The following is a 23427-nucleotide window of genomic DNA, read 5'->3' as shown; positions in this document are numbered from 1 at the left end:
TCTTACAATAAGAACATTTTGGCTTTTTCCAAGCCGCGGAACAGTGTTTCTACGTCTTCCAGGGTGTTATAGAAAGTGTAGGAAGCACGTACAGTGCCTGGAATACAGAACTGATCCATAATTGGCATCGCACAGTGGTGGCCAGTCCGTACCGCAATACCTTGCTGGTCGAGCAGGGTGCCAACATCCGCCGGGTGTGCACCTTCCAGTAGAAAGCTGAACACGCTGGCTTTGTTTGCCGCCGTTCCAACCGCTTGAATGCCGCCCAGTTGCTCGGCCAGCTCTACCGAACGAGCTAACAAGGTATCTTCATGAGCAGCCAGTGCCACACGATCCAAGCCGTTGAGGTACTCAATCGCCGCTGCCAAACCAATAGCTCCAGCAATATTTGGTGTACCAGCTTCAAACTTATACGGCAGGCTGTTGTAGGTGGTTTTGCCGAAACTGACGTGTTCGATCATTTCGCCGCCACCCTGATACGGAGGCATGGCATTCAACAACGCTTCTTTGCCGTACAACACACCAATGCCGGTTGGGCCAAACAGCTTATGACCGGAGAAGGCGTAAAAATCAGCGTCCAGCGCCTGTACATCAATATCCCAGTGAGCCACCGCCTGAGCGCCGTCCAACAAGACTTTGGCGCCAACAGCATGGGCCTTTTCAATAATCTCAGCCACCGGGTTAATGGTACCCAAGGCGTTAGAGACATGAACAACAGACACCAGTTTTACCCGTTCGTTCAGTAATTCAGCGAAAGCGGCCATATCCAGCTCACCAGCAGCAGAGACCGGAATCGGAATCAGCTCAGCACCGGTTTGTTCGCACAACATTTGCCAAGGCACGATATTGGAGTGGTGCTCCATTGCGGTTACCAGGATCTGGTCACCGGCTTTGACGTTCTGGCGCGCCCAGGTATTAGCAACGATATTGATGGATTCGGTGGTACCACGGGTCCAGACAATTTCTTCCGCTTTAGCGGCATTTAAAAATGCCTGTACGGTTTTGCGCGCATCTTCAAAACGCTGGGTCGCACGGTCACTTAAGGTGTGTGCACCACGGTGAACGTTGGAGTTATCGGTGCGGTAATAATCGCTGATGGCGTCAATCACGGCATTGGGTTTATGCGTGGTGGCACCATTGTCGAGATACACCAGCGGCTTACCGTTTACTTCCTGATGAAGTGCCGGAAAGTCGTTGCGAATCTGGTTAATCAGGTCGGTCATTCTGTTTACCTGTTCTCTCGGCTGTTTCTCTATTGGGTGGGCGCATCAAACGAGCGCATTAAGCAATATGGCGAGTCAGTGATTGCTCACGACCAAAACGGTGCGCCAGAATCGGACGTAAATAATTGCCGATGGCTTCGTCCGGTAATGCTTCTAATAATTCGTTAATAAATCCAAAGCTCAGCATGACTTCTGCTTCGCGTTTGGAAATACCACGGCTTTGCATATAAAACAGCGCTTTTTCTTCCAGCTGAGCAACGGTGGCACCGTGAGCACACTGTACGTCGTCGGCGTAAATTTCCAGCTCAGGCTTGGTATTAATTTCCGCTTCGTTGGTTAACAACAAGTTTTTGTTGCTCATTTCCGCTAGAGTTTTCTGGGCATCCGGATGAATATGGATGCGACCATTAAATACCGCTTTAGCGCTGTCGTTCATAATGCCGCGGAACACTTCGTTAGTGGTGCAACGTGGCACCTTGTGTTCGATGCAGGTGTGGAAATCCACCAGTTGTTTGTTCTGCGGAACATACACACCGCTCATTTCCACATGAGAGCCGCCACCGTTGTGGTTAACCACAATATCGTTACGGGTCAGCTTGCTGCCTAGGCCTAAATGGAATGAGTGATATTGTGCATCACGCTCCAGGTCGACATGGGTTGCACCAATATGCAACGCATCTTCCTGAGACATATTCAGGCGGTAGTGTTGAAGCTTGGCGTTAGCACCAATGGCAATTTCAGTTACGGCATTAGTGAAGCTGTTTTGTTCGGCGTCAGCAGATGCATAATGCTCAACCAGCGTGGCATTGGCACCTTGTTCAACCACAACCAATAAACGCGCATTCACGCTGAAGTTATCGTCTTGCTTAGTGGTTAACCAGCTAACCTGAATGGCTTGTTCTTGCTGAACATTTTTACCGATGTGCAGAAATACGCCGTCGGTTAATTGCGCGTTATTGAGTTCGTTAAATAAATGACGATTCTGACCGGCAACAATGGTGTCGAGCTTATCGGCAATTAACGCTTTTTGGTCATCATTGGCCTGGCTGAATAACGTCAGGTTTTCCAGCGCTTCGTTGCTGGATAATTCTTCTGATAAAACACCATTAACAAATACCAGGCGCTGGCTACCCAGTGCAGGAATAGTTGCGATACCGTCTAAGCCTGCGGCGCTATGGCTGCTTGCCACATTGCCATAAACACCTTCGGTTAAATGGCGCAGGGAGGTATATTTCCACGCTTCGTGTTTGCGGTTCGGAATCACCGCTTGCTCAAACGCAGCTCGACCGGCTGTATTTAAGTCAGCAAAGGCGCTGCCATTTTGGCTAATGGCTTCGGTTAGAGTGAGCTGGTGAGCTTGAAATTGTTCAGACATTTTCCGCTCCTTATTGGCCAGCTTGTTCTAACCAGCCGTAACCTTTTTCTTCCAGCTCCAGTGCTAACTCTTTACCACCGGATTTAACGATTTTGCCGTCGGCCAGAACGTGAACATAGTCAGGTACGATGTAGTCCAGCAGACGCTGGTAGTGAGTCACAACAATAAAGCTGCGGTTTTCATCACGCATAGAGTTAACACCTTCAGCAACCACTTGCAGGGCATCAATATCTAAGCCAGAATCGGTTTCATCCAGAATGCACAGCTTAGGCTCTAACAGCATCATCTGCATTAATTCGTTACGCTTTTTCTCGCCACCGGAGAAACCTTCGCTCACGCCACGTTTCAGGAAGCTTTGATCCAGATTAACGGCTTTACACTTTTCACGTGCCAGTTTTAAAAACTGAACGCTGTCTAATGGCTCTTTGCCCTGATGTTCGCGAACGGCATCAACCGACGCTTTTAAAAATTCTAAGTTGGAAACGCCAGGAATTTCGACTGGGTATTGGAACGCCAGGAATAAACCTTCGCGGGCACGTTCTTCCGGGTCCATATCCAGAATATCCGTGCCGTTTAATTCGGCACTGCCGCCGGTTACTTCATAACCTTCACGGCCTGCTAATACATTACCCAGGGTACTTTTACCAGCACCGTTCGGGCCCATGATGGCGTGAACTTCACCGGGTTTAATCTCCAGGTTCAGGCCTTTGAGGATATCTTTTTCTTCAACTTTGGCTTGCAGGTTTTTGATGCTAATCATGGCGTTTTCCAAAATTTTTAATTTTTTACTTCAGCGCTTTTCGAATTGCTGAGAGGGAAATACAGGTTGTTATCTTCGGTGGCCTCCGGCAGCAGGGATGCTGGCGAAGAGCGTACATGGATGTATTTACAGCGTGCCGAAGAAGGTAATAACCTGTGATTTCTGAATGTGTTAAATAAAGCCCTTGGTTAATAAATGATTAACCCACTGACCCTTCGAGTGACACTTCCAATAACTTGCCGGCTTCCACGGCAAATTCCATCGGCAGCTCTTTAAATACCTCTTTACAGAAACCATTCACAATCATGGAAACGGCTTTCTCGGTATCAATACCACGTTGCTGACACAGGAATAATTGGTCATCACTGACGGTTGAGGTCGTTGCTTCGTGTTCAACCACAGCAGACGGGTGTTTGCTTTCGATATATGGGAAGGTGTGAGCGCCACACTTATCACCAATTAACAGCGAGTCACACTGGGTGAAGTTACGCGCGCCATCGGCATTCGGGCCCATGCGCACCAAACCACGATAAGCGTTTTGGCTTTTACCGGCTGAAATACCTTTAGAGATGATGGTTGAGCTGGTGTTTTTGCCCAGGTGAATCATCTTGGTACCAGTGTCGGCTTGCTGGAAGTTATTGGTTAACGCAACGGAGTAGAATTCACCCACTGCGTTGTCACCTTTTAAAATACAACTTGGGTATTTCCAGGTTACGGCGGAACCGGTTTCTACCTGAGTCCAGGAAACCTTGGCATTGGTATGAGCGACCGCACGCTTGGTTACGAAGTTGTAGATACCACCTTTACCTTCGGCATCACCCGGATACCAGTTCTGTACGGTGGAATATTTGATTTCAGCATCGTCTAATGCCACCAGTTCAACCACAGCTGCATGTAATTGATTTTCATCACGCATCGGTGCCGTACAGCCTTCCAGGTAAGAAACGTGAGAACCTTCATCGGCAACAATCAAAGTCCGTTCAAACTGACCGGTTTTAGCTTCGTTAATACGGAAATAAGTCGACAGTTCCATTGGGCAACGTACGCCTTTTGGAATGTAAACAAAGGAGCCGTCGGAGAATACAGCAGAGTTAAGAGCCGAATAAAAGTTGTCACGTTGTGGCACCACGGTACCCAGATACTTTTTCACCAGCTCTGGATGTTCATGAACGGCTTCCGACAACGGCATAAAAATCACGCCCGCTTCGGCCAGCGTTTCACGGAAGGTGGTGGCAACAGAAACCGAGTCGAATACTGCATCAACGGCAACACCGGCCAAGGCCATTTGTTCGTGCAGTGGAATACCCAGCTTCTCGTAGGTTTTCAGCAATTCTGGGTCAACTTCGTCCAGCGATTTGGGCTTATCTTCCATGCTCTTCGGCGCAGAGTAATAAGACAGCGCCTGGAAATCAGGCTTCTCGTAATTAACGTGGGCCCAATCCGGCTCTTCCATTTCCTGCCAGGCACGGAAGGCTTTTAAGCGCCATTCAGTCAGCCACTCAGGTTCGCCTTTTTTGGCGGAAATCCAGCGTACAACATCCTCATTGAGGCCCGGAGCAATGGTCTCCGATTCAATGTCCGTCACAAAGCCAGCTTCGTACTCACGATCAATGCGGTTACCGATCTCGGCATCTTTGCCAGTCAGTTCCACCGTCGCTTGTACCGACTCATCGGTAGCGGTTGTTTGTTCGATTTCTGCACTGCTGCTCATAGCTGTGTTTCTCCCAGTGACAGGTGTCTGTCGTTGCACGGTCTTGCAAACGTTACTGCCAGAGCATCCTGCATTGGCTTATTTAATTCCGAGCATTTTACTCGGGTTTGGTATCTCTGCCAAGAATCTATACCAGATTGGTATGCTTTTCTGAGCGGGCGCGAATTCTACCAAAATGAGTGAAATATGACCAATTGAGACAGTTTCTTATTCTCATTCGCACTGTGGTGGTGCATGTGAGAGTGAAAAAGAGGGGTGGAAGTGAAATGCAGGCAATAAAAAAGCAGCCGAAGCTGCTTTTATACGAGTGAGCAATGAAGGCTTATGCCCAACCTCCGCCATTGCGCTTACCACCTCGCAATGAAGGCAAAACAAGGCCTGCAAAAATACCGATAATCACCAGACCGCCACCATAGATCAGGTACGTTTGCTGACGATCATCGCGCAGCTGTGCGTTTTCGGCTGTCAGCGCTTCTACCTGAATCTCCAGTTCCTGGTTGCGTTTTGTCAGCTTCTTGCTCTTTTCATCCAAAGCCAGTGCATTCGATGAAATGGTTTTGATGCGATTCAGTTCTTTTTCCAGTTTGTCCTGACTACGGCTCAATCCAGAACGATCGCCTTTAAGCCCTTCAACCTGAGCTTCCAGCTCTGCTTTTTGAGTTTTAGTGGTTTCCAGTTCCGCTTTCAGCTTTTCCATCTCCCGATTGGCCAGAATCAGTTTTTCTTTGGCAACGGGTTCATTCACCAGAAAGCGGGTCAATACCCAGCCTTCCAGGCCTTTTGAGGTTTTAACGCGGGTGTAACCTTTGGCCGCATCTTCTTCGATAAAAATCAGATGCTCACCACTTTTCAGCGCTTTCAGGATACGAAACTCGGAGCTTGGGCCGCTACGCAGTTGCAACCAAAGGCTGTCAGCCACATAACGCTTTTCAACCGCTGCATAAGTGCCGGCGGAGAATGTTGTTAAAACAAACAGCAGGGTAGCGGCTGTTAACAAAAATTTGTTCACAATGATTTCCTTGTTTGGACTTATTGTTGGATTGAAGTCAGTGTAACGGAATTAAGGCAGTACTTTTTTGAACGGTTTAACAATTACCTGCTCATAAACGCCAGCCTGAACATAAGGATCGGCATCAGCCCAGCTCTGAGCGGCTTCCAAGGAATCAAACTCAGCAACCACTAAACTTCCAGTGAAGCCCGCTTCTCCTGGGTCATTGCTGTCAATGGCCGGGTGAGGACCCGCGACCAGAAGACGGCCCGCATCTTTCAGCGCATTCAGGCGTTCAAGGTGCGCAGGGCGGGCACCCATGCGCTTTTCTAAGCTATTTTCAACGTCTTGACTGATAATGGCGTACCACATGAGATGACTGCTCCTGAATTTCACTGTCGCTTAAATGGCGACCTGGATTTACAATGGTCAGCATTATGTCGTAAGCGGCTGAGTTAAGCCAACCTGTGCTTTGCCAAACCTCAGCTAAATTTAAAGGAGTGTCCTGTTGGCCTCAGAATTTGATCTACATTGTCACACTACCGCTTCTGACGGCAAGCTGTCGCCTGCTGATCTGGTTTTACGGGCTTGTGAGCGGGGTGTTAAGACATTAGCAATTACAGATCATGATACGGTTGAGGGTTATCGTGAGGCGCTGCCAGTTGCTCAGCAACAAGGGCTACGTTTGATTCCGGGGATTGAGTTGTCGACAGTGTGGGGAGGCATCAATGTTCATATCGTTGGGCTGAACTTTGATCCAGACAGCGATGCCATGCGTGAAGCTGAACGCGACCAGCTGGAAGCGCGGAAACAGCGCTCCGTTATTATTGCTGAAAAACTGTCGAAAAAACTGAGGCATGACATTCGCCTGGAAGATGTTCAGGCACTGGGGGGTGGCTCTGAAGGCAGTGAGCTGGTCGGCCGTCCACACTTTGCCCAGCACCTGATTAATGAAGGCCTGGTGCCGGATATGGCAACGGCGTTTAAAAAGTATCTGGGAGCCGGAAAAGCCGGTGATGTCAAAGCGAGTTGGCCCGGGACTGAACAAGCGGTGAAATGGATTGTTGCGGCGGGCGGCACCGCCGTGATGGCGCACGCGCACATGTACAAAATGACCCGCACTAAATTACGTGCTTGTATGGATGACTTTGTTGATGCAGGTGGTACAGCGATCGAAGTTGCCTACGGCCTGATGGACAGTGACCAGCAAGGGCAAATGCGCAGCATTGCTAAAGATTATGGTTTAAAGGGCTCGTGTGGCAGTGATTTTCATGGCCCGAATAAATTTGGTTTGGATTTAGGTGTTATGCCTCAATTTCCAAAAGACATCGAACCGGTCTGGGCCGACTGGAACTAAATGATATTTTCCGCGACGGATCAGCTGTTGTGGTATTGGAGTAAATAATGAGTCAGTTTTTCCAGATCCATCCGGAAAACCCACAACCAAGGTTAATTAAACAAGCGGCCGAGATTCTTCGCAGCGGCGGAATCGCGGTTATTCCCACCGATTGTGCTTATGCATTGGCGTGCCGTATTGGTGATAAAAACGCGACTGAAAAAGTACGCCGTTTACGTCAGCTGGATAAGCACCATAACTTCACCCTGATTTGTCGGGATTTATCTGAGTTATCGGATTTTGCCAAAGTGGATAACACGCAGTATCGGTTATTAAAGTCGCACACGCCGGGAGCCTATACCTTTATTCTCGAAGCGACTCGCCAGGTACCGCGACTGCTGATGCACCCGAAAAAACGCACCATTGGTATCCGGGTACCGGATAATCAGATTGCGATGGATTTAGCGGCAGAGATGAACGAACCGCTGATGACCACGTCCTTGATTATGCCGGGTGATGATATGCCAATGTCTGACCCATACGACATTCGCCAGCAGCTTGAGCATGAACTGGACTTGGTGATTGATGGCGGTTACTGCGGCTTTGAAGCCACCACCGTTATTGATATGACAGACGAAGTGCCGGAGCTGCTGCGCCAAGGTGTTGGAGACGCCTCTGCATTTGTTTAAATTAGTGGCATTTAGTTTGATAACGAGCCAGTAGCCATTGTTGCTAGGGCCTGTTAACAAGGCCCTAGCTCGTATGGTGCTCTGCCAGCCAGTCTTTTAACGCATTATCAATGCGGGTTTGCCAGCCCGGACCCGTTTCTTTAAAGGCTGTTAAGACATCTTCCGATAAGCGAATACTGATTTGTTTTTTTACGGGAGATTTTTGTTTACCCCGAACGCCTAAAGACTTTTTCAGTGATTGAGGAAGCACCTCATGCGCAGGCTTAAACATGTGTAAGTCTTCCGCTTCTAATTCTCGAACTTCTCCATTTGCATCAATGAGTGGCTTTTTCATAATGTTTTACCTCTCTGCTATTGGCTTTTCGCAAGCTGATCACACGAATGCCATGATCTATTTCTGTAAATACCAAAACGTGTAAGCGGGATTTGATAAAGCCCAGTGCTATGTAGCGAACTTCGCCATAATCATGCCGCAAGTCCTGTTTGATTAATGCGTTATTAAAGTCGAAGAGCCGTGCCTCTCTGAAATCAATGCCTCGTGAGGTTGTATTCCTCTGGTTTTTGACCGCATCAAACTCAATCTTCATCTCAATTCCCTTTGGGATGATCTTAGTCATCTGTAAGTTATGTTAGCTTACTTAAATTGTATATACAAAAAAATACTTAACTTAAGTGTTTACTGAGAAACGATCACGTCTAGGCCTGTATGCCGCTTGTTGAAACAGGTATGATAAGGCGCTTTATTTTTACCAAGTTTTGATTGAGTCCGTTTCCATGAGCAAGCAGCGCGTTCTTACCGGTATTACCACCACTGGCACTCCACACCTGGGTAACTACGTGGGTGCCATTCGCCCCGCGATTCGTGCCAGTCAGAGTGATGATGTTGAGTCTTTCTTTTTCCTGGCCGACTACCATGCCCTGATCAAATGTCAGGATCCGAAGCTGGTACACCAATCGACTACCGAAATTGCCGCGACCTGGTTGGCTTTGGGCTTAGATACCGACAAAACCATGTTTTATCGTCAGTCGGATATTCGCGAAATTCCTGAGCTGACCTGGATGCTGAACTGCATCTGTGCCAAAGGTTTGATGAATCGTGCTCACGCTTACAAAGGCGCGGTTGATGCTAACCTGGCTGAAAACGAAGATGCCGATAAAGCCATTACCATGGGCTTGTTCAGTTACCCGGTATTGATGGCAGCTGATATTCTGATGTTTGGTGCGAATAAAGTACCCGTGGGTAAAGATCAGATTCAGCACGTGGAAATGGCGCGCGATATGGCGCAGCGTTTTAACCATATTTATTCCAGCAAAAAGAATCCGTTGTTAACCTTGCCGCAATACGCCGTGGATGAAGATGTTGCCATTCTGCAAGGCTTAGACGGCCGCAAGATGAGTAAGAGTTATGGCAATACCATTCCTCTGTTCCTGACTGAAAAACAACTGCAGAAACACATCAATAAAATCAAAACCAATTTACTGGAGCCGGGTGAGCCAAAAGACACGAACGACTCAACCGTATTCCAGATCTGGAAAGCCTTCGCCAATGAAGAACAGCTGGCTGAAATGACTCAGGCTTACGCTGATGGTATTGGCTGGGGTGATGCTAAGAAAAAGCTGTTTGCATTAATTAATGCCGAAATTTCTGAAGCACGTGAAAAATACAATGAGCTACTGACGCGTCCACAGGATATCGAAGCGGAACTGCAAAAGGGTGCTGAAAAAGCTCGTAAGCTGAGTGTGCCACTGATGGAGCAGGTGCGTGAAGCGGTGGGTATTTTTGGCCTGAAGTAAGGGGTTGAAATAGGAAACTATTTCTTTCCCGCAGAAATTTAAAAGCCGATCCTAGTGATCGGCTTTTTTACGTCTGAAGCTCTTAAATAAACACTCACTATTGTTTTTTAGCAGCGACAGGATGTCGAATTAGCATCTAGCTACAGGGACGTAGCACAGATGCGACGGCTAAAATAATAGTGAGTGTTTATTTTGAAAGAGTTTCTAAGAATTTTAAAAAATCAGGTCGTTGCTCTACACCCTCAACAAAACACTGATCTCGTAACGATTTCAGCATTTTTACTAAGCTCTCTTCCTCATTCAGCTGGTTAGCTGGCAGCGTTAATAAATCATCCAATAAACAACCCAAAGCCCGTACCTCAACTTTCTCCATATCAGCACGCTGATTAGCTGGCAGTGTTTTGCAATCGGAAGCGGCGCCAAAATCACCCAGCAGAATTTCATTCTGATCATTCACCAAGGTGTTATGTGCGTACAAATCACCATGACTGACGCCTTGCTGGTGGAGGTGATGCGCTGCGCTGGCAAAGTCCGATACGATTTTGGCGATTTGCCCGGCAGTAAACGAAACACCTTCTGCAAAGGTGTCGCGGCTACAGGTATCAAAGTTAGGGGGATTACCCAGGTTACGATAACCCGCTGGAATCAGCTCCATTACGATGCCAAGTTCGCCGGGGTCTTTAATCTCACCAATAGTTTTTACAATATGCGGATGATGGCCTGCATCCAGGCAGCAATCTAACTCGTCTTGTGGATAGCCGTCGCTGGTGACATCCCCCTTAAATAATTTTACCGCAATATCCGGTTCACCCAGGTGTTCATGTGCCTGCTTCCAATGGCCACGATAAATGGTGCCGGAGGCGCCTTCGCCCAGTTTTTCATCCAGTTCGATATCACTGAGGTGAACAAACGGCACGGATTTCGACTCATGCTCCACGCCGGTAAATACTGAGCTGGAAAACGGATTGCCAGCAAACGCTAACCAGGATAGGCGAGGCAGTTGAAACAACCAATCGGGCAAAGATTCAAAGCGATTGGCGGACAGTCGAACCAGTTCCAGGTTACGGCAATTTGCCATACTGTCAGGCAATTCAGACAGTTGATTGCCCGCTAAGGCCAGCTTTTGCAGGCGATATAACTTGCCCATGGATTGTGGCAGCCGAGTCAGTTGGTTGCCCGTTAAAATCAACCAGCGCGTATGCTCAGGAATGCTGTTTTCGGCAAATTCGGTGAGCAGATTTTCTTTAAAGGCAATCATCTCCAGCGACGGGCATTGGGCTAATACCGGAGGGATATGTGTAAAGTGGTTGTTGGTCAGAAACAGGATTTTCAGTTTCTTCAGGCGTGGGAAATCATCCGGCAATTGTGATAGTTGGTTATTACCCAGATCAAGAATTTCCAAGGTATCGGCATGATCGAATACTTCTCGCGGAAACTCGGTTAACTGTTGTTGGATCTGAATACGTTTCATGGGCCGTCTGCTTACCTGTCATTATCAAGAAAGTCTTATCAATAATGCCGCCATCATAAGACAGATTGAGCGATTTAGGTAATGGTCGCTTTCCGCTAGAATGGGTGTGATCAATGGGGGCGACTTTGAATACATCCGATACACACACCGATGCGCAGCTAACGGCGGAACAAACAGCGCAACTAACGGCAGAACAGCAAGCCGTGGTGAATCATCAACACGGCCATGCCAAGGTGATTGCTGTTGCCGGTGCGGGTAAAACCACGACGCTGACACATTTTATTGCCGCGCGTTTGCAGCAAGGGGCGCAGCCGCGCCGAATGCTGGTGATGATGTACAACAAAGCCGCTCAACTCGATTTTGAAGCCAAGCTCCAGCGTTTATTACCGGGCCAGGCATTGCCAGAAGTGCGCACCTTTCATTCATTAGGATTGCGCATTTATCAGCGCTTGATCCAGCAAGGACAGTTGCCTGCATTTCAGCAAAAGTTATTGTCTGATGGTGAGATGGAAAACGTGGTCTGGCGTTTGTTGCAGCAGATTGCGGATGACGACACCAAACAGGAAATACTGTCGCAAAAAAAGAAATGGGTTGAACCGGCCATGGCGTTTATTGATCTGGTTAAAGCCGGATTGTTGCCCGCGCACGATGTGTTCGAAACACTGGATTTTCCTCCCGCTTGTCGCATTTTTATTGAGTGTTTTCAGCAGTTTGAACAATGGCGCAAACAGCAAGGTCGTATCAGCTTCAGCGATATGATTTATGATCCTGTGATGTTTTTCCTGAATAATCCGGAGGCGGCAAAGCAGTTTGGCGGCCACATGCAGTGGATTCTGGTGGACGAGTATCAGGATATTAATGAAATTCAGCAGTATTTTCTGGAAGTATTATACGGCGGCCGTGGTTCGGTGATGGTGATTGGCGACCCGGATCAAACCATTTATGAGTTCCGAGGCTCGAAACCGGGCTTTATTGTCGAGCAGTTTGATCAGCGTTTTAGCGGGCAGGATAATACCGCGATTGCTCGTTATGAATTGCCCCATACCTTTCGTTATGGTCATGAAATTTCGTTGCTCGCCAATCATTTGATTAGCCATAATCAAGAGCGCGAGCCGGTATTGTGTTTATCTCATCACAGTACCCCTGAAAGTGTTACTCAGTTACACACTACCAATAATGAAGCGGCATTGATTTTAAAACTGATTCAACGTGAAGCAGAATCCCGTCCATTAGAAAATATTGCGGTAATTAACCGCTTATGGGCGTTATGTGCTCCGGTTGAACTGGGCTTGTTGCAAAAGAAAATACCTTACCAGCTTCATAATTCATTATCGGTATTAGATCGTTGGGAATTACATATTTTCTGGTTGCTGTTTGAAGTTGCTGCCGGAAAATTTTCAGAACGTGATGTTAACAGGCGCGAGCAGGCCTGGTTGCATATTCTGACAACGCCTTATCCAAAAATTAAACGCAGTGTGCTGGAACATATCGCCAAGCAACTGGCGATGGCAGAAAAAGATTATGGCGAGGCATTTGTCGCTGCAATTCCTGAAGAGTTGTCAAAATGGCAGCGAGATCAATTGGAAGATCGTGCGGCCGTCATTGCCAATGCTGAATACATTAATACCTCGGCCTATCGGATCATTCAGGATTATATTGATCAGACTGATTTGTATCAGGGAATAGAAGATAGTGCATTTTCTGCCCAACAAATCGAAGATCGCCAGCAAACGATCAAAGCGTTTGTAGCTTTTATTCGTGATAGCCAACAAATGGTTAAGCACGCTTATGATTATTTATTGGAGCTTAAACAGCAGCGTTTACAGCAGGAAAACAACACGGGTGTGCACCTGACGTCTATCCACAAGAGCAAAGGTTTAGAGTGGCCGGTGGTGATTATTCCTGGCCTTAACGCCCATTATTTTCCGTATAATCCAGAAGGTGAGTTTACCACTCAGGCCAGCGAAGAAAGTGAGCGGCGTTTATTGTATGTGGCGATGACCCGTGCAAAAAATACCCTGCACCTGATCACACCATCACAAACGATTAAACGACAGAAAAACAACAATAACTCACTTGAGAAAATAAGCCGCTTCCAGCGTGAAGCCAATATTGACCATAGCCAGAAAATAGCCCGAGCAATCACCGGACAACAATCGATATTAGAATTAGTTGATAAAACGGCGCCGTGGGTGGGAGAGTATATACAAGCTGTGGGGGTGGACTTAGCGATAGCGACAGCCTCAAAATCATCTGCTGCAGAGCCTGCTTATGCAGAACAGAACCCGGGTAATTATATTATTGATCGAAAATACCCGGAGCCTGATAACAAACAACGTGTGGTTCATCAGGTATTTGGTCGAGGTTATATCCTGTCAGAAGATGAACGTTATCTGAAAGTTCGGTTTGATCATGAAGCCAAGCTAAGAACCTTTGATCGCAAGAAAGCCGCAGATTTTTTACAATATGATTCTTGAGAGTGGTGACGATCAGCTGGACTCATTGTAGTATCCTTGTGTGAATTTTATAGGGATGTATGAGTTAATGAAGCAAGTCATAAGTTATCTGATTTTATTCATTGTGGTTGTTGAGGCCGTTTGGTTTGTATCTGACCCAATGCGCAGACATTACATAGCAAGTCAGATACCGATAGAGCACTTTTCGCATGGCTATTCGCAAGAGTCTGCATATCAACCATTCATCCCCAGGCTAATACGGAGCATAGCCAATCCACCTGCACCTCCTTCAGTTGTTGTTGAGCAGAAGAAGCCTGTCGTTGCTCCTGTTAAATCTCCATTTGATATTTATGCTGGGGGTGTTAACTCATGTTTTCAGCCGCTTAAAGGACCGGGAAAAAATAAGTCTGATTCATCAAAAATCTATCGTTGGGTTGATGAAAATGGCAAAGTACATTTTGGGGATGATGGGAAAAATAAAGGATCTGTAATTCACGGAAATCGAGCGCCTGAACTATCCATTACCGTCAATGTAATTCCACATGATAGTCAGCCAAATAGACACTTCCAGAACAACCTTGCACGAGAAGCACGGTCAATTTATAACATTTTATTAGGAATTTTACCCCGAGAACAACTAAAACCGGTGTATCTTGATATTGTGGTGTTATCCAGCTATCGGAGTTTGAAAGATTATAAAACCTATCGCTTTTCGAAAGAGGGAAAAGGAACGGCTTATCAGCGAAACAGCCAGGCTGTAGCTTATGTAAGTATGCATCGGGGTGATGATGTTGATAGAAGTGTTAAACGTGAACTGACATATTCGATTGTCACTGCGCTGGTGGGGTCGGTACCTCAGTGGTTAGGAGAAGGTCTGGCCTCTTATATAGGTTACCTTGAGTGGAACAACATGAATTCTGCTATTGCGAGACCAAGGGGTAATTTTAGTAAAGGCTATATCAAGGATGATGACTTTATTGAATTGATGAATATGGACCACAGGACTTTTCAGCAAAGTAAAAGTTGGTCTTTAGGATACTTTGAGCAATCATACTCACTGTTTTACTTTCTGAAAAGCCACCAAGAAGGGAAGCAACTGATTACAAGGCTTTTTAAACATTATAGCCATTGGGATTGTCACCCTGATGATATCGAATCTGTGTTGCTGGAAAATTATCCGGGAGGGAGCTATATGCTGATGGAACGTTATAATCGTTGGTTGGAAAACAAAAATTTTTCCTCTCATAGTTTATAAATAATTTCTCTGTTTTACATGGGATAATGTATGAAGAGCTTGATCGAGAGTCTTTTTAAGATAGTGGCATATGTGGTGATGGTGCTGCTGGTGATCGAGCTCTTCTGGTATAACAGCACCCCGGAGCAGCGTAAGCATTGGTTAGAAATCAGTCCACGCCCATGGTTGGCGGATTATTTAGAATTACAGAAAACGAATTTCATAATCCCGCAGTTATTTCAGCTGATACAAAACCCGCCACACACCATTGTGGTGAGTGAAGATGTTGTTAAAACACCTGAACCTTCTCCACAAACGGTTGTGTCGAAAGAGCAGGAATCCGTTTTTACTCCGGGTATAAAATCGGCGGCTCACCATAGCGGAAAGTGCGTGAAGCCTCCGACACAAAAAAATCACGGATGTTGATCCTCAGGCGATCTATCGCTGGAAGGATGAAAATGGCAGGGTTCATTTTGGCGATAACTATAATAAAAAAACGCGACAGCAAGCTCAGGATCTGAGTAAAACCTACGGACGTCAGACGCAGGGTATTAAGCTGACATTGGATTTTAAAGGTTGGCAGGGAGACAGTCGGCTTGAATCAGAACTGCATAAAGAAGCATCATTAATGTATCGCATATTGACGCGATACATTCCCAAAGAGCAATGGCGCCAGATTAATCTGAATCTGGTGATCTTCCGTAATCAGGCGGCTTTTGAAGGATATAAACAGCAGCAACAGGCCAATGCCGGATGGGTGGCGTATTACCATGGCCGCCGGAATCAGGCATTTATGGCGATGCAGCCGAATCACCAAAGCACCCTGCGTATTGCTCGTCATGAGATGACCCATGCCATGATGCTTGGGATGTTAGGCAGCACACCGATCTGGATCAGTGAAGGTTTAGCACAATATATAGAGCGGTTGCGCTGGCAGCTCAGTTCGGCGCAGATCGAGGTGGATCAGGCTGCCTTTGAACAGTTGCCCGAGCACTCGGCTGCTTATCAGTTCAGCGCTATGGCGGCGATGAGCCATCAGCAGTTTAATGGTGAAAACCAACAGCAACATTACGCTCAGTCAGCGGCCATGATGCATTTTTTATTAGGCCATAAAGCAGGGCAGCAATGGCTGAGAAAGACGTTGGGATATTTTGCTCAGAATCCTTGTGGCGCTTATGACGCCCCCCGTTTTTTTGCACAGGCTTATCCGGGTGGCTTAGTGGCTGCTGCACAGCGCTATCAGAAATGGCTCAGTGGCGCTGAATTTCGCACTCACTATTATTAAATTGTGAGTGTGAAATTCAGGTGGCAAGGGATTAATTCTGGTTGTGAGTCGATTCGTATACCATGACCCGCCAGTTATGATTCAGAGGGTCGGGTGCTTCGGTTGATGGATTATCACGAGTAGGTTGTTCGATGTACAACCAGGCTGCTTTACCATCACCGATCGGAACAATTTCATCCAATCCCCCCAGCCAAAGGTTGTGCCGTTATCCAGTTTTAATTCCGTTGGACCTGCAACGATATTACCGTCCAGATCCAATTCCGCGAGGTAATAAGACATAGGCACTAACAGATCCAAACCGTTAATTCGGCTCAGACGAGTGTTGTAGCTATTGCTGTCCTGGTATTGGTCGCCATAGCAGAATTGTTTGGCATAACCCAACAGCAGGCGGCCATTACCAAGATTCACCAGCTGTGGGTCACTGTAAGAACAGGCTTGTGCGTCGCTGTCGGTCAGGCGTTTATTGTCGAAAGTGATATCGCCATCGGCATTCAAATCCCACTCGTCACCAATCCATTTAACCCGCTCACCCGGGATTGGCTCCTGGCCGTTGGTTTTTAATAAACCAATACGGGTGACTGAGCGCATGTAATGTTCGATGGAGCGTGTACTGCTGGTGTCTACCCCAACTTCAGGCGAAACCTTTAAATCATGAATATTAAAGAAGGGGGTCACACCATTATAGGTTTGGCTCTCATCCGTCAGTGACATTAAATGATCAAGGTAACCATTATCGCAGTTCGGGGTGGAGGAGGTATTACTCCAGCAACGGCCATTAATATCGAACGCGCCTTCTACCGGTAACGTTCTGTTAGTTGCGTCGTGCATAAAGCCATCAAAGGCGCTTTTTGACGTGTGTTGACCAGCAACAAACGCCAGCATATTGGTATTTTCATCCAGTGCGACTAAGGTGTGGCCGCCACCAATGGATTCATAGCTGTTGGTATTCTGCACTACGTGTACCCAACGGCCGCCCACTGTGGCATTGCTGTTTTCGTCTTTAATACCAATGTTACCGAGCTGGCTGTAAGGGTTGCCTCCCGCAGGACCAAATAAACTGTCATCGATGTAGCCAACATTGGCACCCATATAGTTATGGTCTGTGGTACATACTGCGGTGTATTCTTGCTTGAAGGGATCGTAAGCAACCCGTACGTGCAGTACATGGCCAACGGTGCAGTCTTTACTCCAGCCACGGCCGCTACGACCACTGGCTCCTGAGCCAAACAAGTCGTATTCCCAGATACCTTCGTTATCTTCAAAATCGCGTTTAATCACATTCAGTGAGCCAGAAACGTGGGAGGAGCCATCGTCAGCAAAATAACGGGTATTTTGGGCAAAAGCGTAGGTGCCCCAGCCACGGTCATCATCTTCGGCATCGGTATACAATAAATTCATTGCGGTTTTAGCACCGGAGCCGCCGGCTAATTTGGAAACAATAAAGCTGTCAAATTCATCATCCAGATTGACTGGTTCGGCATTGGCGTTCCATTCCAGCAACCAGACTTCATCGTTAGCCACATCGCGCTGAATATGGAATCTTTCTCTGAACTCGTCCATTTTTCCAGCAAAAGCCGGAGACTCGGCCAGTAAGGTGGAGAAGTGGCCAGAGTTCAGGTTTTTATAAACACTGTCGCTGTTAAACACGCCTGGGAAATGATTATTTAAGGTTGGCAGTACAGTGCTGATAGGAATAATTTCTTCAAGGTAAGTCGGCTCTCTGAAATCAAAGCGCTCGAAATTCACTAATGCATTCGGCAAATCTCTGAGGAAATTCGCATTGCCCTGATAATTATTCGACTGTTTCAGGTGTACATCATCGCTTTCAGCTACCAGGTCTTTATTGGCATTAAAACAAGGGTCAAGATTTTTTTCCGGCTCGGTTTCGCACAATAATGCTACGCGTGAGCAGTCGGCATTAACAGCAATACCGTGTGCCTGATGACACATGCCGTTGAGGATGATTTCGTTACCGGTACGAAGATAACTCTGGCTGGCACTGTCATATTGCATATGAAAAACAGAACCGACGTTATCTTCGATGCCATCACCGTCTTGTAATGTCATCGACACAAATAAGTTATCAACATTGTTGCCTTGATTATCCTGACTAACACAGTGCGCCCAGTGGGAGCGCATCGGAATAAAGATATCGTCTTTTTGATTTTCCCAACCCGTACGACCGTTGTAGCGTGAAGACTGAAATGTTTCACGGGCATTCGTCAGATTCTGTGGTAATTGTGTCGATGAAAAATGCAGCTGGCCCCAGTCATCGTCATTGCTGGATAAGGTCAATGTTTGGCCACTGGCCGGGGTAATATCGCCTTGGGAGGCACCAACGGTATAAATAACCTGGCCACCGCATTCGGTTAGTGTTGGATCGCCGGAACCCGGATTGTTTGGGGTTGTAGTATCGGAGCCGGGCTTGCCTGGGTCTGGGGTGTCTGAATCAGAGTCATCTGAGCGATCCGCCGTTGTTCCTCCTGTCGTTGAAGTAACACCATCGCTGGAACTTCCTCCGCCTCCACCACTGCAAGCGGTGATGCTGATGGTTATCAGCAGGGAAATAAACAAGGCATTAGTTTTGGGCAAGTTCTTCATCCTACACCCCTCTGGTTACTATGTTTTTATTGATACTATTGTCTTTTCTAAGGTGGCGCATTAGAAGACGCGGACGGGTGTTGATTTCTGTGATCTGTTTCTCTGAATGTGAACAATTGTTTTTCGTATCTTCATTGGCTGGTAACCAACAAGCCCTGTGATTCACCTCTTTCATTGTTATACTGATAGCTTCATGCAGCGTTGAATCAATAAACGCTGTTTCTTACCCTCCCGGAAGAACCGGGCCAAGTGGATAGCTGATAATGACTATTGCACAACATAAAGTTGTAACCGTTCACTATAAAGTGGTGGATGTGGAAACGGCCACTGTTATTGATTCATCGGAAGGTGGCGAGCCAATGACCTACCTGCACGGTGCTCAGAATATTATTCCCGGCCTGGAAAACGCGCTGGAAGGCAAGCAGGTAGGCGATGAGTTTGAAGTCACCGTAGCCCCTGAAGATGCTTACGGCGATTACAGTGATGAACGTATCCAGGTGGTTCCTGTGGCGGCGTTTGAGGGCGTAGAGCAGGTTGAACCGGGTATGGCATTCACTGCAGATACCGAGCAAGGTCCGGTTAATCTGATTGTTACTGAAGTGACAGACACAGAAGTGACTGTGGATGCGAACCATCCGTTGGCAGGCAAATCACTGCAGTTCAGTGTGACGGTTGAAGCCATTCGTGATGCATCTGATGAAGAAGTGGCACACGGTCATGTACATGGTCCTGACGGTCATCATCACTGAGCTAAGCCCAGCGTGAGTCTGTCGGATTAATCGTCAGATCTGCAATAAAAAACCACGGTCATATGATCGTGGTTTTTTATTTCCAACCCAGAAAATACATAGCGTACCCAATAATAAAAGCTGGCACCGCGCTATAAAGTGTTGCGCTTAAGGCTGCTTTTGGCGCTAACGCAATCGCTGGAAATAATGCATCACCATCGTTGCTGATGGCATTGGCAACCTGAGCGGCAAGCGGTACAACGCCATTTAAATATAAGGTTGTCAGCACAATTTGTGGGCCACAACCCGGCACAAAACCTAACAGAATAGCAAATAAGATAACGCTGCCGCCTAAGCTGCTGAACTGAGCCTGTAAGTCCAGTGCGGTAAAATACACCAGCAGTTCATAACATAAAAAACCGAGAATAACCCACACCGACACAAAGCTGGTTTCAGCGACGACCGTTTCTTTGAGGTATTTAATTTCTGATTTCACCGCAAATCGGGCAGACCAGGAATCCAGCGGCTGGCTGATCCAGATCGCAATACACAATAACGCACCGGTAAATCCGATCCACTTCACCGGCTCAACAACGGCAAATGCACCAAACCAGTGATTAGTATCCAGTTGAAACGCTTCTGCCAGACCAAGCACAGTCCCTGGTATTAGCATAAATATAAAAAAGTTCGTCAGGTTTGAGGGCAGGCGTGGTATTTCATAATCTTCCGTTTCAACGGAGTCATAGTCTGATTTCATATAGCCGGTGCCATGAATGGCATTAATGCAATAACCCGAAATAATGCCTGCACCCAGGCTTAAACTGTATACCAGCAGCGCTGTTTCGGGCTGTTGTGAGAGCAATAAAAAAGCGGCATCTCCCATGGTTGAAATCAAGACCGCGACCAATGCACCAAAAGTCATTTGGCCGTTTACAAATTGAGTGACCACAATAATGGCACCGCCACAACCCGGGAGCGCACCAAGAAAGGCCGCGACCGGAACCTGAAACAAGCCCGGGCGATTAAGCATTAGGGTCAGGTTCGCTTTCAGATAGCGATCGAGAAAATAGAAAACAGCCAGTGTGGCAGAGATGAAAATGCTGACACCTAAATAGGCATCACTCAGGGTAGAAATAATCAAATCCAACAGCGATGTATCGACCTGATATAAAAATAACAGTGCAAACAAGATCAGCAGCACTAACATATTGTCTTTGTTGAGCTGGGCCAATAAAGACGGTGGTTTTATCTGTCCCTGGCTGATGCCTATTTTTTTTAATATCCAGGTGGTCACAAACGCTCACCTGCATGCAAGTTGTTAAGAAGATTACTGACAAAATCGAGATGAGCCAGATTTTCATTCATGTTGCGATACGATAAGTCGAATACTTGATAGTCGTATTCCATTGAGATATTGCAGATTTCGTTATAAGCCTTCACGGAGAAAGCTTCGATATCGCGCAGGTGTTGTAATAAATTCTCGGTGGTCAGTGGATACTCTGGCGTAAAGAAAAGTTTTTGAGCCTGTTGTGAATGAGACGTTGCTTCCAAGCGTTTTAAGCAGGCGAGAATCTCATCGAAGTGGCTCTTATCCTCGTGCAGAGCGGTATGACAAAGATCGGTAATATCATCACTGATGCTGTGTGATGATTGCAAAAAATCGGTATACAGCTTGTGGGTCTGGCGTTCATTGTCCGCGACGGTTTTAAGAAGGCTGATCAGTTTTTGTGAGCGTTTTTCAGATGTGGTTGATTGAGTGGCGATAAACACAGAGAAACTCCTCATCTTTGTTAATGATAATTATTATCATTTAAAGTGAGGTGTATGTAAACCCTTTGTACTTTTCCCTGAGTATCCTTCCCTTTGTACTCTCAGCTTTCCTGTTTCATGCCCTCCAGCACATGCCGTTTCAACCGCTCCAGTTGTGCTTCATTCAGGCCCAGGTAATTCAGAATGGCCGGAGCCACGCGTTGCCATTCGTAGTTCTGATGAGCTTGTGCAATATAACCACAGGAATGGGAGATACGTTCAGCCAGCTTGAGCATGGCCATCAGATTCAGCATTTCCTCATTGGCATTTTCTTTAAATTGCTGATTGATCCACTGCGAAGCGTGATGATGCGAAATGACCTCAACCGCCATGTCGTCTACCAGCCAGCGCTTGGCCAACTGACCGCTGATTTCAGCATGAGTAACGCCCAGGTGATGTTTCTCAAAAGCGCTGATCGCGCCACTCTCATGACGATAAGCGGCTTTAACAATCACCCGATAGCGGCTGGTATGGTTATACAGTAATGCCATGCCGATGTTATGAAATAAACCAATTTCATAGGCGCTGTCGCTTTCAGCCAGCTTTAATTCCTTGGCAATAAGTACACAAGCCACCGCCACCCGGTTGGCGACATTCCAGATCTCTTCCGGAAAGCTTTGACTGCTAGTAAAGAAAGAAGCCCTTAATGAGCGGGCGGTTGCCAGGCGAACAATGCGTTCATGGCCCAGAAAACGAACGGCTTCTTCAATATTGGCAATGTTGCGTACCAGATTAAAGCAGGGGGCGTTGATGGTATTCACCACTTCGCTCGCTAACGCTTCCTGCTCAGCAATCATTTTGCCAATGGTATTGAGGTCCGCCATTGAGCGACTCAGTGTCTCAATGATTGCCGGTGGCGGTGGTATTTCAATCTTCCCTTGCAGGTTAATGGGTTGGTTGGTTTCCTGAGTTTCTGACATAACTGGCTCATTAACATAGTACGCTGCCTTAACTATAGCGCTTGATGCCAGAATTGCCTGTTTCATTCTGTTTTAGAACGCCGCTTAAGGCTCTGTTATCATTGTCTTTTTTCTATAACGGCAAGCAGGTAATTGTCATGATGAATATCATTGCTGCAATCATTATCGTCGCGCTGGTGGTGTGGGCTATCCGCCGTGCGACCGGTGTTAAGAAGCAGGCGGAAGAGAATAAGGTCAAAGCGGCTGAGTTCTGGAATGAAAATGCGACCAAAGACGGTGTGCAACAAACCCGCTCAGGCTTACAGTACAAGGTGCTTGAAGAGGGTACTGGCGCCAGCCCTGCGGCAACGGATATGGTGAAAGTGCATTACCACGGCACGTTGATTGATGGCAGTGTGTTTGATAGCTCGGTTGAGCGTGGCCAGCCAATTTCGTTTGGTTTAAATCAGGTGATTCCGGGTTGGACCGAAGGGCTGCAGCTGATGAAAGAAGGTGGCAAAACCCGCTTATTTATTCCTTCTGCGCTGGCTTACGGAGATCGGGCGGCAGGCAGTATTCCGCCAGGCTCTTTACTGATTTTTGATGTTGAACTGATTGCGATTCAATAAACGACGCTTCTGATCATAACCGTTTACAGCGATATAGCGACAGCAGTGGTAACAGTCGTAAGCGGTTTCCTCCTTTTCGCTCATGTTTTACATGAGTAGTTTCAAATGAGTAGTTTTCCTTTCTCCTCGTAGTTTCACTCACTAGTGATTGGCAGTTATCCAATGGCTGTCAGATGTGGTGTTCTTTCTGTTTTAGACCTTAGTAGGCAATTGCTTCTTCTCATGTAAAAAAACTACAGGGGGAGCTTGTGGTGCCTCTCAAAAACGGTCAAACTCTTTATCAGATAAAGAAATGACGGGAATAAATTCTGTGAATGTATGATAATGGTTACATTCGCGAGTCTTAATATTCTTCTTTTAAAGGCATTTATTAGCTTTTCGAATATAAAAGGATAATAGGTAAGACCAATATTTTTCTCGGTTTGCTTAATGTTAACTT

At 46.8% G+C, this 23427-nt stretch carries 22 protein-coding genes and 1 pseudogene; 10 read left to right on the top strand and 13 right to left on the bottom strand.

Translation table 11 applies throughout. From position 1 onward, the window contains the following. Positions 1–2: 2 nt before the first annotated feature. The 6 genes from KFF03_RS12560 to KFF03_RS12535 form a co-directional block, all read right to left on the bottom strand. Complete coding sequence (locus tag KFF03_RS12560; RefSeq protein WP_255857268.1) at positions 3–1223, bottom strand: aminotransferase class V-fold PLP-dependent enzyme; 1221 nt, start codon at positions 1221–1223, stop codon at positions 3–5. A gap of 58 nt (positions 1224–1281) precedes the next feature. After that, a complete protein-coding gene (gene sufD, locus KFF03_RS12555; protein WP_255857267.1) occupies positions 1282–2598 on the bottom strand; it encodes a Fe-S cluster assembly protein SufD in 1317 nt (438 codons plus the stop codon). A gap of 10 nt (positions 2599–2608) precedes the next feature. Beyond that, complete coding sequence (sufC, locus tag KFF03_RS12550; protein ID WP_255857266.1) at positions 2609–3358, bottom strand: Fe-S cluster assembly ATPase SufC; 750 nt, start codon at positions 3356–3358, stop codon at positions 2609–2611. Positions 3359–3557: 199 nt separating this feature from the next. Next, positions 3558–5069 carry a Fe-S cluster assembly protein SufB gene (sufB, locus tag KFF03_RS12545; RefSeq protein ID WP_255857265.1) on the bottom strand — a complete coding sequence of 504 codons (1512 nt, stop codon included), beginning with the start codon at positions 5067–5069 and terminating at the stop codon, positions 3558–3560. A 322-nt stretch (positions 5070–5391) separates the two neighbouring features. Next, positions 5392–6078, bottom strand: coding sequence for a TIGR04211 family SH3 domain-containing protein (locus tag KFF03_RS12540; RefSeq protein WP_255857264.1), 687 nt, complete (start codon positions 6076–6078; stop codon positions 5392–5394). A gap of 51 nt (positions 6079–6129) precedes the next feature. Then, the gene (locus tag KFF03_RS12535; RefSeq protein ID WP_255857263.1) at positions 6130–6429 is read right to left on the bottom strand and encodes a YciI family protein; all 300 of its coding nucleotides are present in this window, start codon (positions 6427–6429) and stop codon (positions 6130–6132) included. A gap of 136 nt (positions 6430–6565) precedes the next feature. On the opposite strand from KFF03_RS12535, the gene KFF03_RS12530 reads away from it, so the two are divergent. Together KFF03_RS12530 and KFF03_RS12525 are read left to right on the top strand one after the other, a co-directional pair. Next, positions 6566–7414 carry a PHP domain-containing protein gene (locus KFF03_RS12530; RefSeq protein WP_255857262.1) on the top strand — a complete coding sequence of 283 codons (849 nt, stop codon included), beginning with the start codon at positions 6566–6568 and terminating at the stop codon, positions 7412–7414. A gap of 47 nt (positions 7415–7461) precedes the next feature. Further along, a complete protein-coding gene (locus KFF03_RS12525) occupies positions 7462–8082 on the top strand; it encodes an L-threonylcarbamoyladenylate synthase (RefSeq protein ID WP_255857261.1) in 621 nt (206 codons plus the stop codon). A gap of 64 nt (positions 8083–8146) precedes the next feature. Here KFF03_RS12525 and KFF03_RS12520 read toward each other — a convergent pair whose 3' ends face one another. Together KFF03_RS12520 and KFF03_RS12515 are read right to left on the bottom strand one after the other, a co-directional pair. Next, positions 8147–8416: a BrnA antitoxin family protein gene (locus tag KFF03_RS12520; RefSeq protein WP_255857260.1), complete on the bottom strand. Its 270-nt coding sequence runs from the start codon at positions 8414–8416 to the stop codon at positions 8147–8149. Further along, positions 8397–8699 (bottom strand): BrnT family toxin, encoded by a 303-nt coding sequence (locus KFF03_RS12515; RefSeq protein ID WP_255857259.1) that lies wholly within the window; start codon positions 8697–8699, stop codon positions 8397–8399. The genes KFF03_RS12520 and KFF03_RS12515 overlap by 20 nt, the downstream gene beginning before the upstream one ends. A gap of 157 nt (positions 8700–8856) precedes the next feature. Here KFF03_RS12515 and trpS point away from each other — a divergent pair, with 157 nt between their 5' ends. Next, complete coding sequence (gene trpS / locus KFF03_RS12510) at positions 8857–9876, top strand: tryptophan--tRNA ligase (protein WP_255857258.1); 1020 nt, start codon at positions 8857–8859, stop codon at positions 9874–9876. 187 nt (positions 9877–10063) lie between these two features. Here trpS and KFF03_RS12505 read toward each other — a convergent pair whose 3' ends face one another. Beyond that, entirely contained in the window at positions 10064–11347 is a 1284-nt protein-coding gene (locus tag KFF03_RS12505; RefSeq protein ID WP_255857257.1) for a protein kinase, read from the bottom strand. Positions 11348–11472: 125 nt separating this feature from the next. On the opposite strand from KFF03_RS12505, the gene KFF03_RS12500 reads away from it, so the two are divergent. The 5 genes and pseudogenes from KFF03_RS12500 (at position 11473) to KFF03_RS12485 (ending at position 16322) form a co-directional block, all read left to right on the top strand. Next, on the top strand, positions 11473–13824 hold the full coding sequence (locus KFF03_RS12500; RefSeq protein WP_255857256.1) for an ATP-dependent helicase: 2352 nt from the start codon (positions 11473–11475) through the stop codon (positions 13822–13824). Positions 13825–13891: 67 nt separating this feature from the next. After that, positions 13892–15058, top strand: coding sequence for a DUF4124 domain-containing protein (locus tag KFF03_RS12495; RefSeq protein ID WP_255857255.1), 1167 nt, complete (start codon positions 13892–13894; stop codon positions 15056–15058). A gap of 30 nt (positions 15059–15088) precedes the next feature. Beyond that, positions 15089–15463: a hypothetical protein gene (locus tag KFF03_RS12490; RefSeq protein WP_255857254.1), complete on the top strand. Its 375-nt coding sequence runs from the start codon at positions 15089–15091 to the stop codon at positions 15461–15463. Then, positions 15450–15539, top strand: a pseudogene (locus KFF03_RS17735) (DUF4124 domain-containing protein); the annotation flags it as partial. The gene KFF03_RS12490 and the pseudogene KFF03_RS17735, both read left to right, overlap by 14 nt. A gap of 126 nt (positions 15540–15665) precedes the next feature. Then, positions 15666–16322 carry a DUF1570 domain-containing protein gene (locus tag KFF03_RS12485; RefSeq protein ID WP_255857253.1) on the top strand — a complete coding sequence of 219 codons (657 nt, stop codon included), beginning with the start codon at positions 15666–15668 and terminating at the stop codon, positions 16320–16322. Between the two features lie 81 nt (positions 16323–16403). Here KFF03_RS12485 and KFF03_RS12480 read toward each other — a convergent pair whose 3' ends face one another. Further along, the gene (locus KFF03_RS12480) at positions 16404–18923 is read right to left on the bottom strand and encodes a hypothetical protein (protein ID WP_255857252.1); all 2520 of its coding nucleotides are present in this window, start codon (positions 18921–18923) and stop codon (positions 16404–16406) included. Positions 18924–19186: 263 nt separating this feature from the next. On the opposite strand from KFF03_RS12480, the gene KFF03_RS12475 reads away from it, so the two are divergent. After that, entirely contained in the window at positions 19187–19672 is a 486-nt protein-coding gene (locus KFF03_RS12475) for a peptidylprolyl isomerase (RefSeq protein ID WP_255857251.1), read from the top strand. Positions 19673–19748: 76 nt separating this feature from the next. Here the strand turns inward: KFF03_RS12475 and KFF03_RS12470 are convergent, their stop codons facing one another. From KFF03_RS12470 to KFF03_RS12460, 3 genes are all read right to left on the bottom strand, one after another. Further along, a complete protein-coding gene (locus KFF03_RS12470) occupies positions 19749–20945 on the bottom strand; it encodes a putative manganese transporter (protein WP_255857250.1) in 1197 nt (398 codons plus the stop codon). Then, entirely contained in the window at positions 20942–21421 is a 480-nt protein-coding gene (locus tag KFF03_RS12465; RefSeq protein WP_255857249.1) for a ferritin-like domain-containing protein, read from the bottom strand. The genes KFF03_RS12470 and KFF03_RS12465 overlap by 4 nt, the downstream gene beginning before the upstream one ends. A 101-nt stretch (positions 21422–21522) precedes the next feature. After that, complete coding sequence (locus tag KFF03_RS12460; protein WP_255857248.1) at positions 21523–22380, bottom strand: HDOD domain-containing protein; 858 nt, start codon at positions 22378–22380, stop codon at positions 21523–21525. 137 nt (positions 22381–22517) lie between these two features. Here KFF03_RS12460 and KFF03_RS12455 point away from each other — a divergent pair, with 137 nt between their 5' ends. Next, on the top strand, positions 22518–22988 hold the full coding sequence (locus KFF03_RS12455) for an FKBP-type peptidyl-prolyl cis-trans isomerase (protein WP_255857247.1): 471 nt from the start codon (positions 22518–22520) through the stop codon (positions 22986–22988). The last annotated feature ends 439 nt before the right edge of the window (positions 22989–23427 follow it).

Source organism: Bacterioplanoides sp. SCSIO 12839, assembly GCF_024397975.1.
Taxonomy (GTDB): domain Bacteria; phylum Pseudomonadota; class Gammaproteobacteria; order Pseudomonadales; family Oceanobacteraceae; genus Bacterioplanoides.
The sequence above is the reverse complement of the archived record's forward strand: the minus strand, read 5'-3'. Positions and strand labels throughout refer to the sequence as shown.

What these genes read in the sequence shown, in the direction of transcription:
- KFF03_RS12560 (WP_255857268.1), bottom strand. Translation starts at nt 1,223, where the DNA reads ATGACCGACCTGATTAACCAGATTCGCAACGACTTTCCGGCACTTCAT.
- sufD (WP_255857267.1), bottom strand. Translation starts at nt 2,598, where the DNA reads ATGTCTGAACAATTTCAAGCTCACCAGCTCACTCTAACCGAAGCCATT.
- sufC (WP_255857266.1), bottom strand. Translation starts at nt 3,358, where the DNA reads ATGATTAGCATCAAAAACCTGCAAGCCAAAGTTGAAGAAAAAGATATC.
- sufB (WP_255857265.1), bottom strand. Translation starts at nt 5,069, where the DNA reads ATGAGCAGCAGTGCAGAAATCGAACAAACAACCGCTACCGATGAGTCG.
- KFF03_RS12535 (WP_255857263.1), bottom strand. Translation starts at nt 6,429, where the DNA reads ATGTGGTACGCCATTATCAGTCAAGACGTTGAAAATAGCTTAGAAAAG.
- KFF03_RS12525 (WP_255857261.1), top strand. Translation starts at nt 7,462, where the DNA reads ATGAGTCAGTTTTTCCAGATCCATCCGGAAAACCCACAACCAAGGTTA.
- KFF03_RS12520 (WP_255857260.1), bottom strand. Translation starts at nt 8,416, where the DNA reads ATGAAAAAGCCACTCATTGATGCAAATGGAGAAGTTCGAGAATTAGAA.
- KFF03_RS12515 (WP_255857259.1), bottom strand. Translation starts at nt 8,699, where the DNA reads ATGACTAAGATCATCCCAAAGGGAATTGAGATGAAGATTGAGTTTGAT.
- trpS (WP_255857258.1), top strand. Translation starts at nt 8,857, where the DNA reads ATGAGCAAGCAGCGCGTTCTTACCGGTATTACCACCACTGGCACTCCA.
- KFF03_RS12505 (WP_255857257.1), bottom strand. Translation starts at nt 11,347, where the DNA reads ATGAAACGTATTCAGATCCAACAACAGTTAACCGAGTTTCCGCGAGAA.
- KFF03_RS12495 (WP_255857255.1), top strand. Translation starts at nt 13,892, where the DNA reads ATGAAGCAAGTCATAAGTTATCTGATTTTATTCATTGTGGTTGTTGAG.
- KFF03_RS12490 (WP_255857254.1), top strand. Translation starts at nt 15,089, where the DNA reads ATGAAGAGCTTGATCGAGAGTCTTTTTAAGATAGTGGCATATGTGGTG.
- KFF03_RS12485 (WP_255857253.1), top strand. Translation starts at nt 15,666, where the DNA reads ATGTATCGCATATTGACGCGATACATTCCCAAAGAGCAATGGCGCCAG.
- KFF03_RS12480 (WP_255857252.1), bottom strand. Translation starts at nt 18,923, where the DNA reads ATGAAGAACTTGCCCAAAACTAATGCCTTGTTTATTTCCCTGCTGATA.
- KFF03_RS12475 (WP_255857251.1), top strand. Translation starts at nt 19,187, where the DNA reads ATGACTATTGCACAACATAAAGTTGTAACCGTTCACTATAAAGTGGTG.
- KFF03_RS12460 (WP_255857248.1), bottom strand. Translation starts at nt 22,380, where the DNA reads ATGTCAGAAACTCAGGAAACCAACCAACCCATTAACCTGCAAGGGAAG.
- KFF03_RS12455 (WP_255857247.1), top strand. Translation starts at nt 22,518, where the DNA reads ATGATGAATATCATTGCTGCAATCATTATCGTCGCGCTGGTGGTGTGG.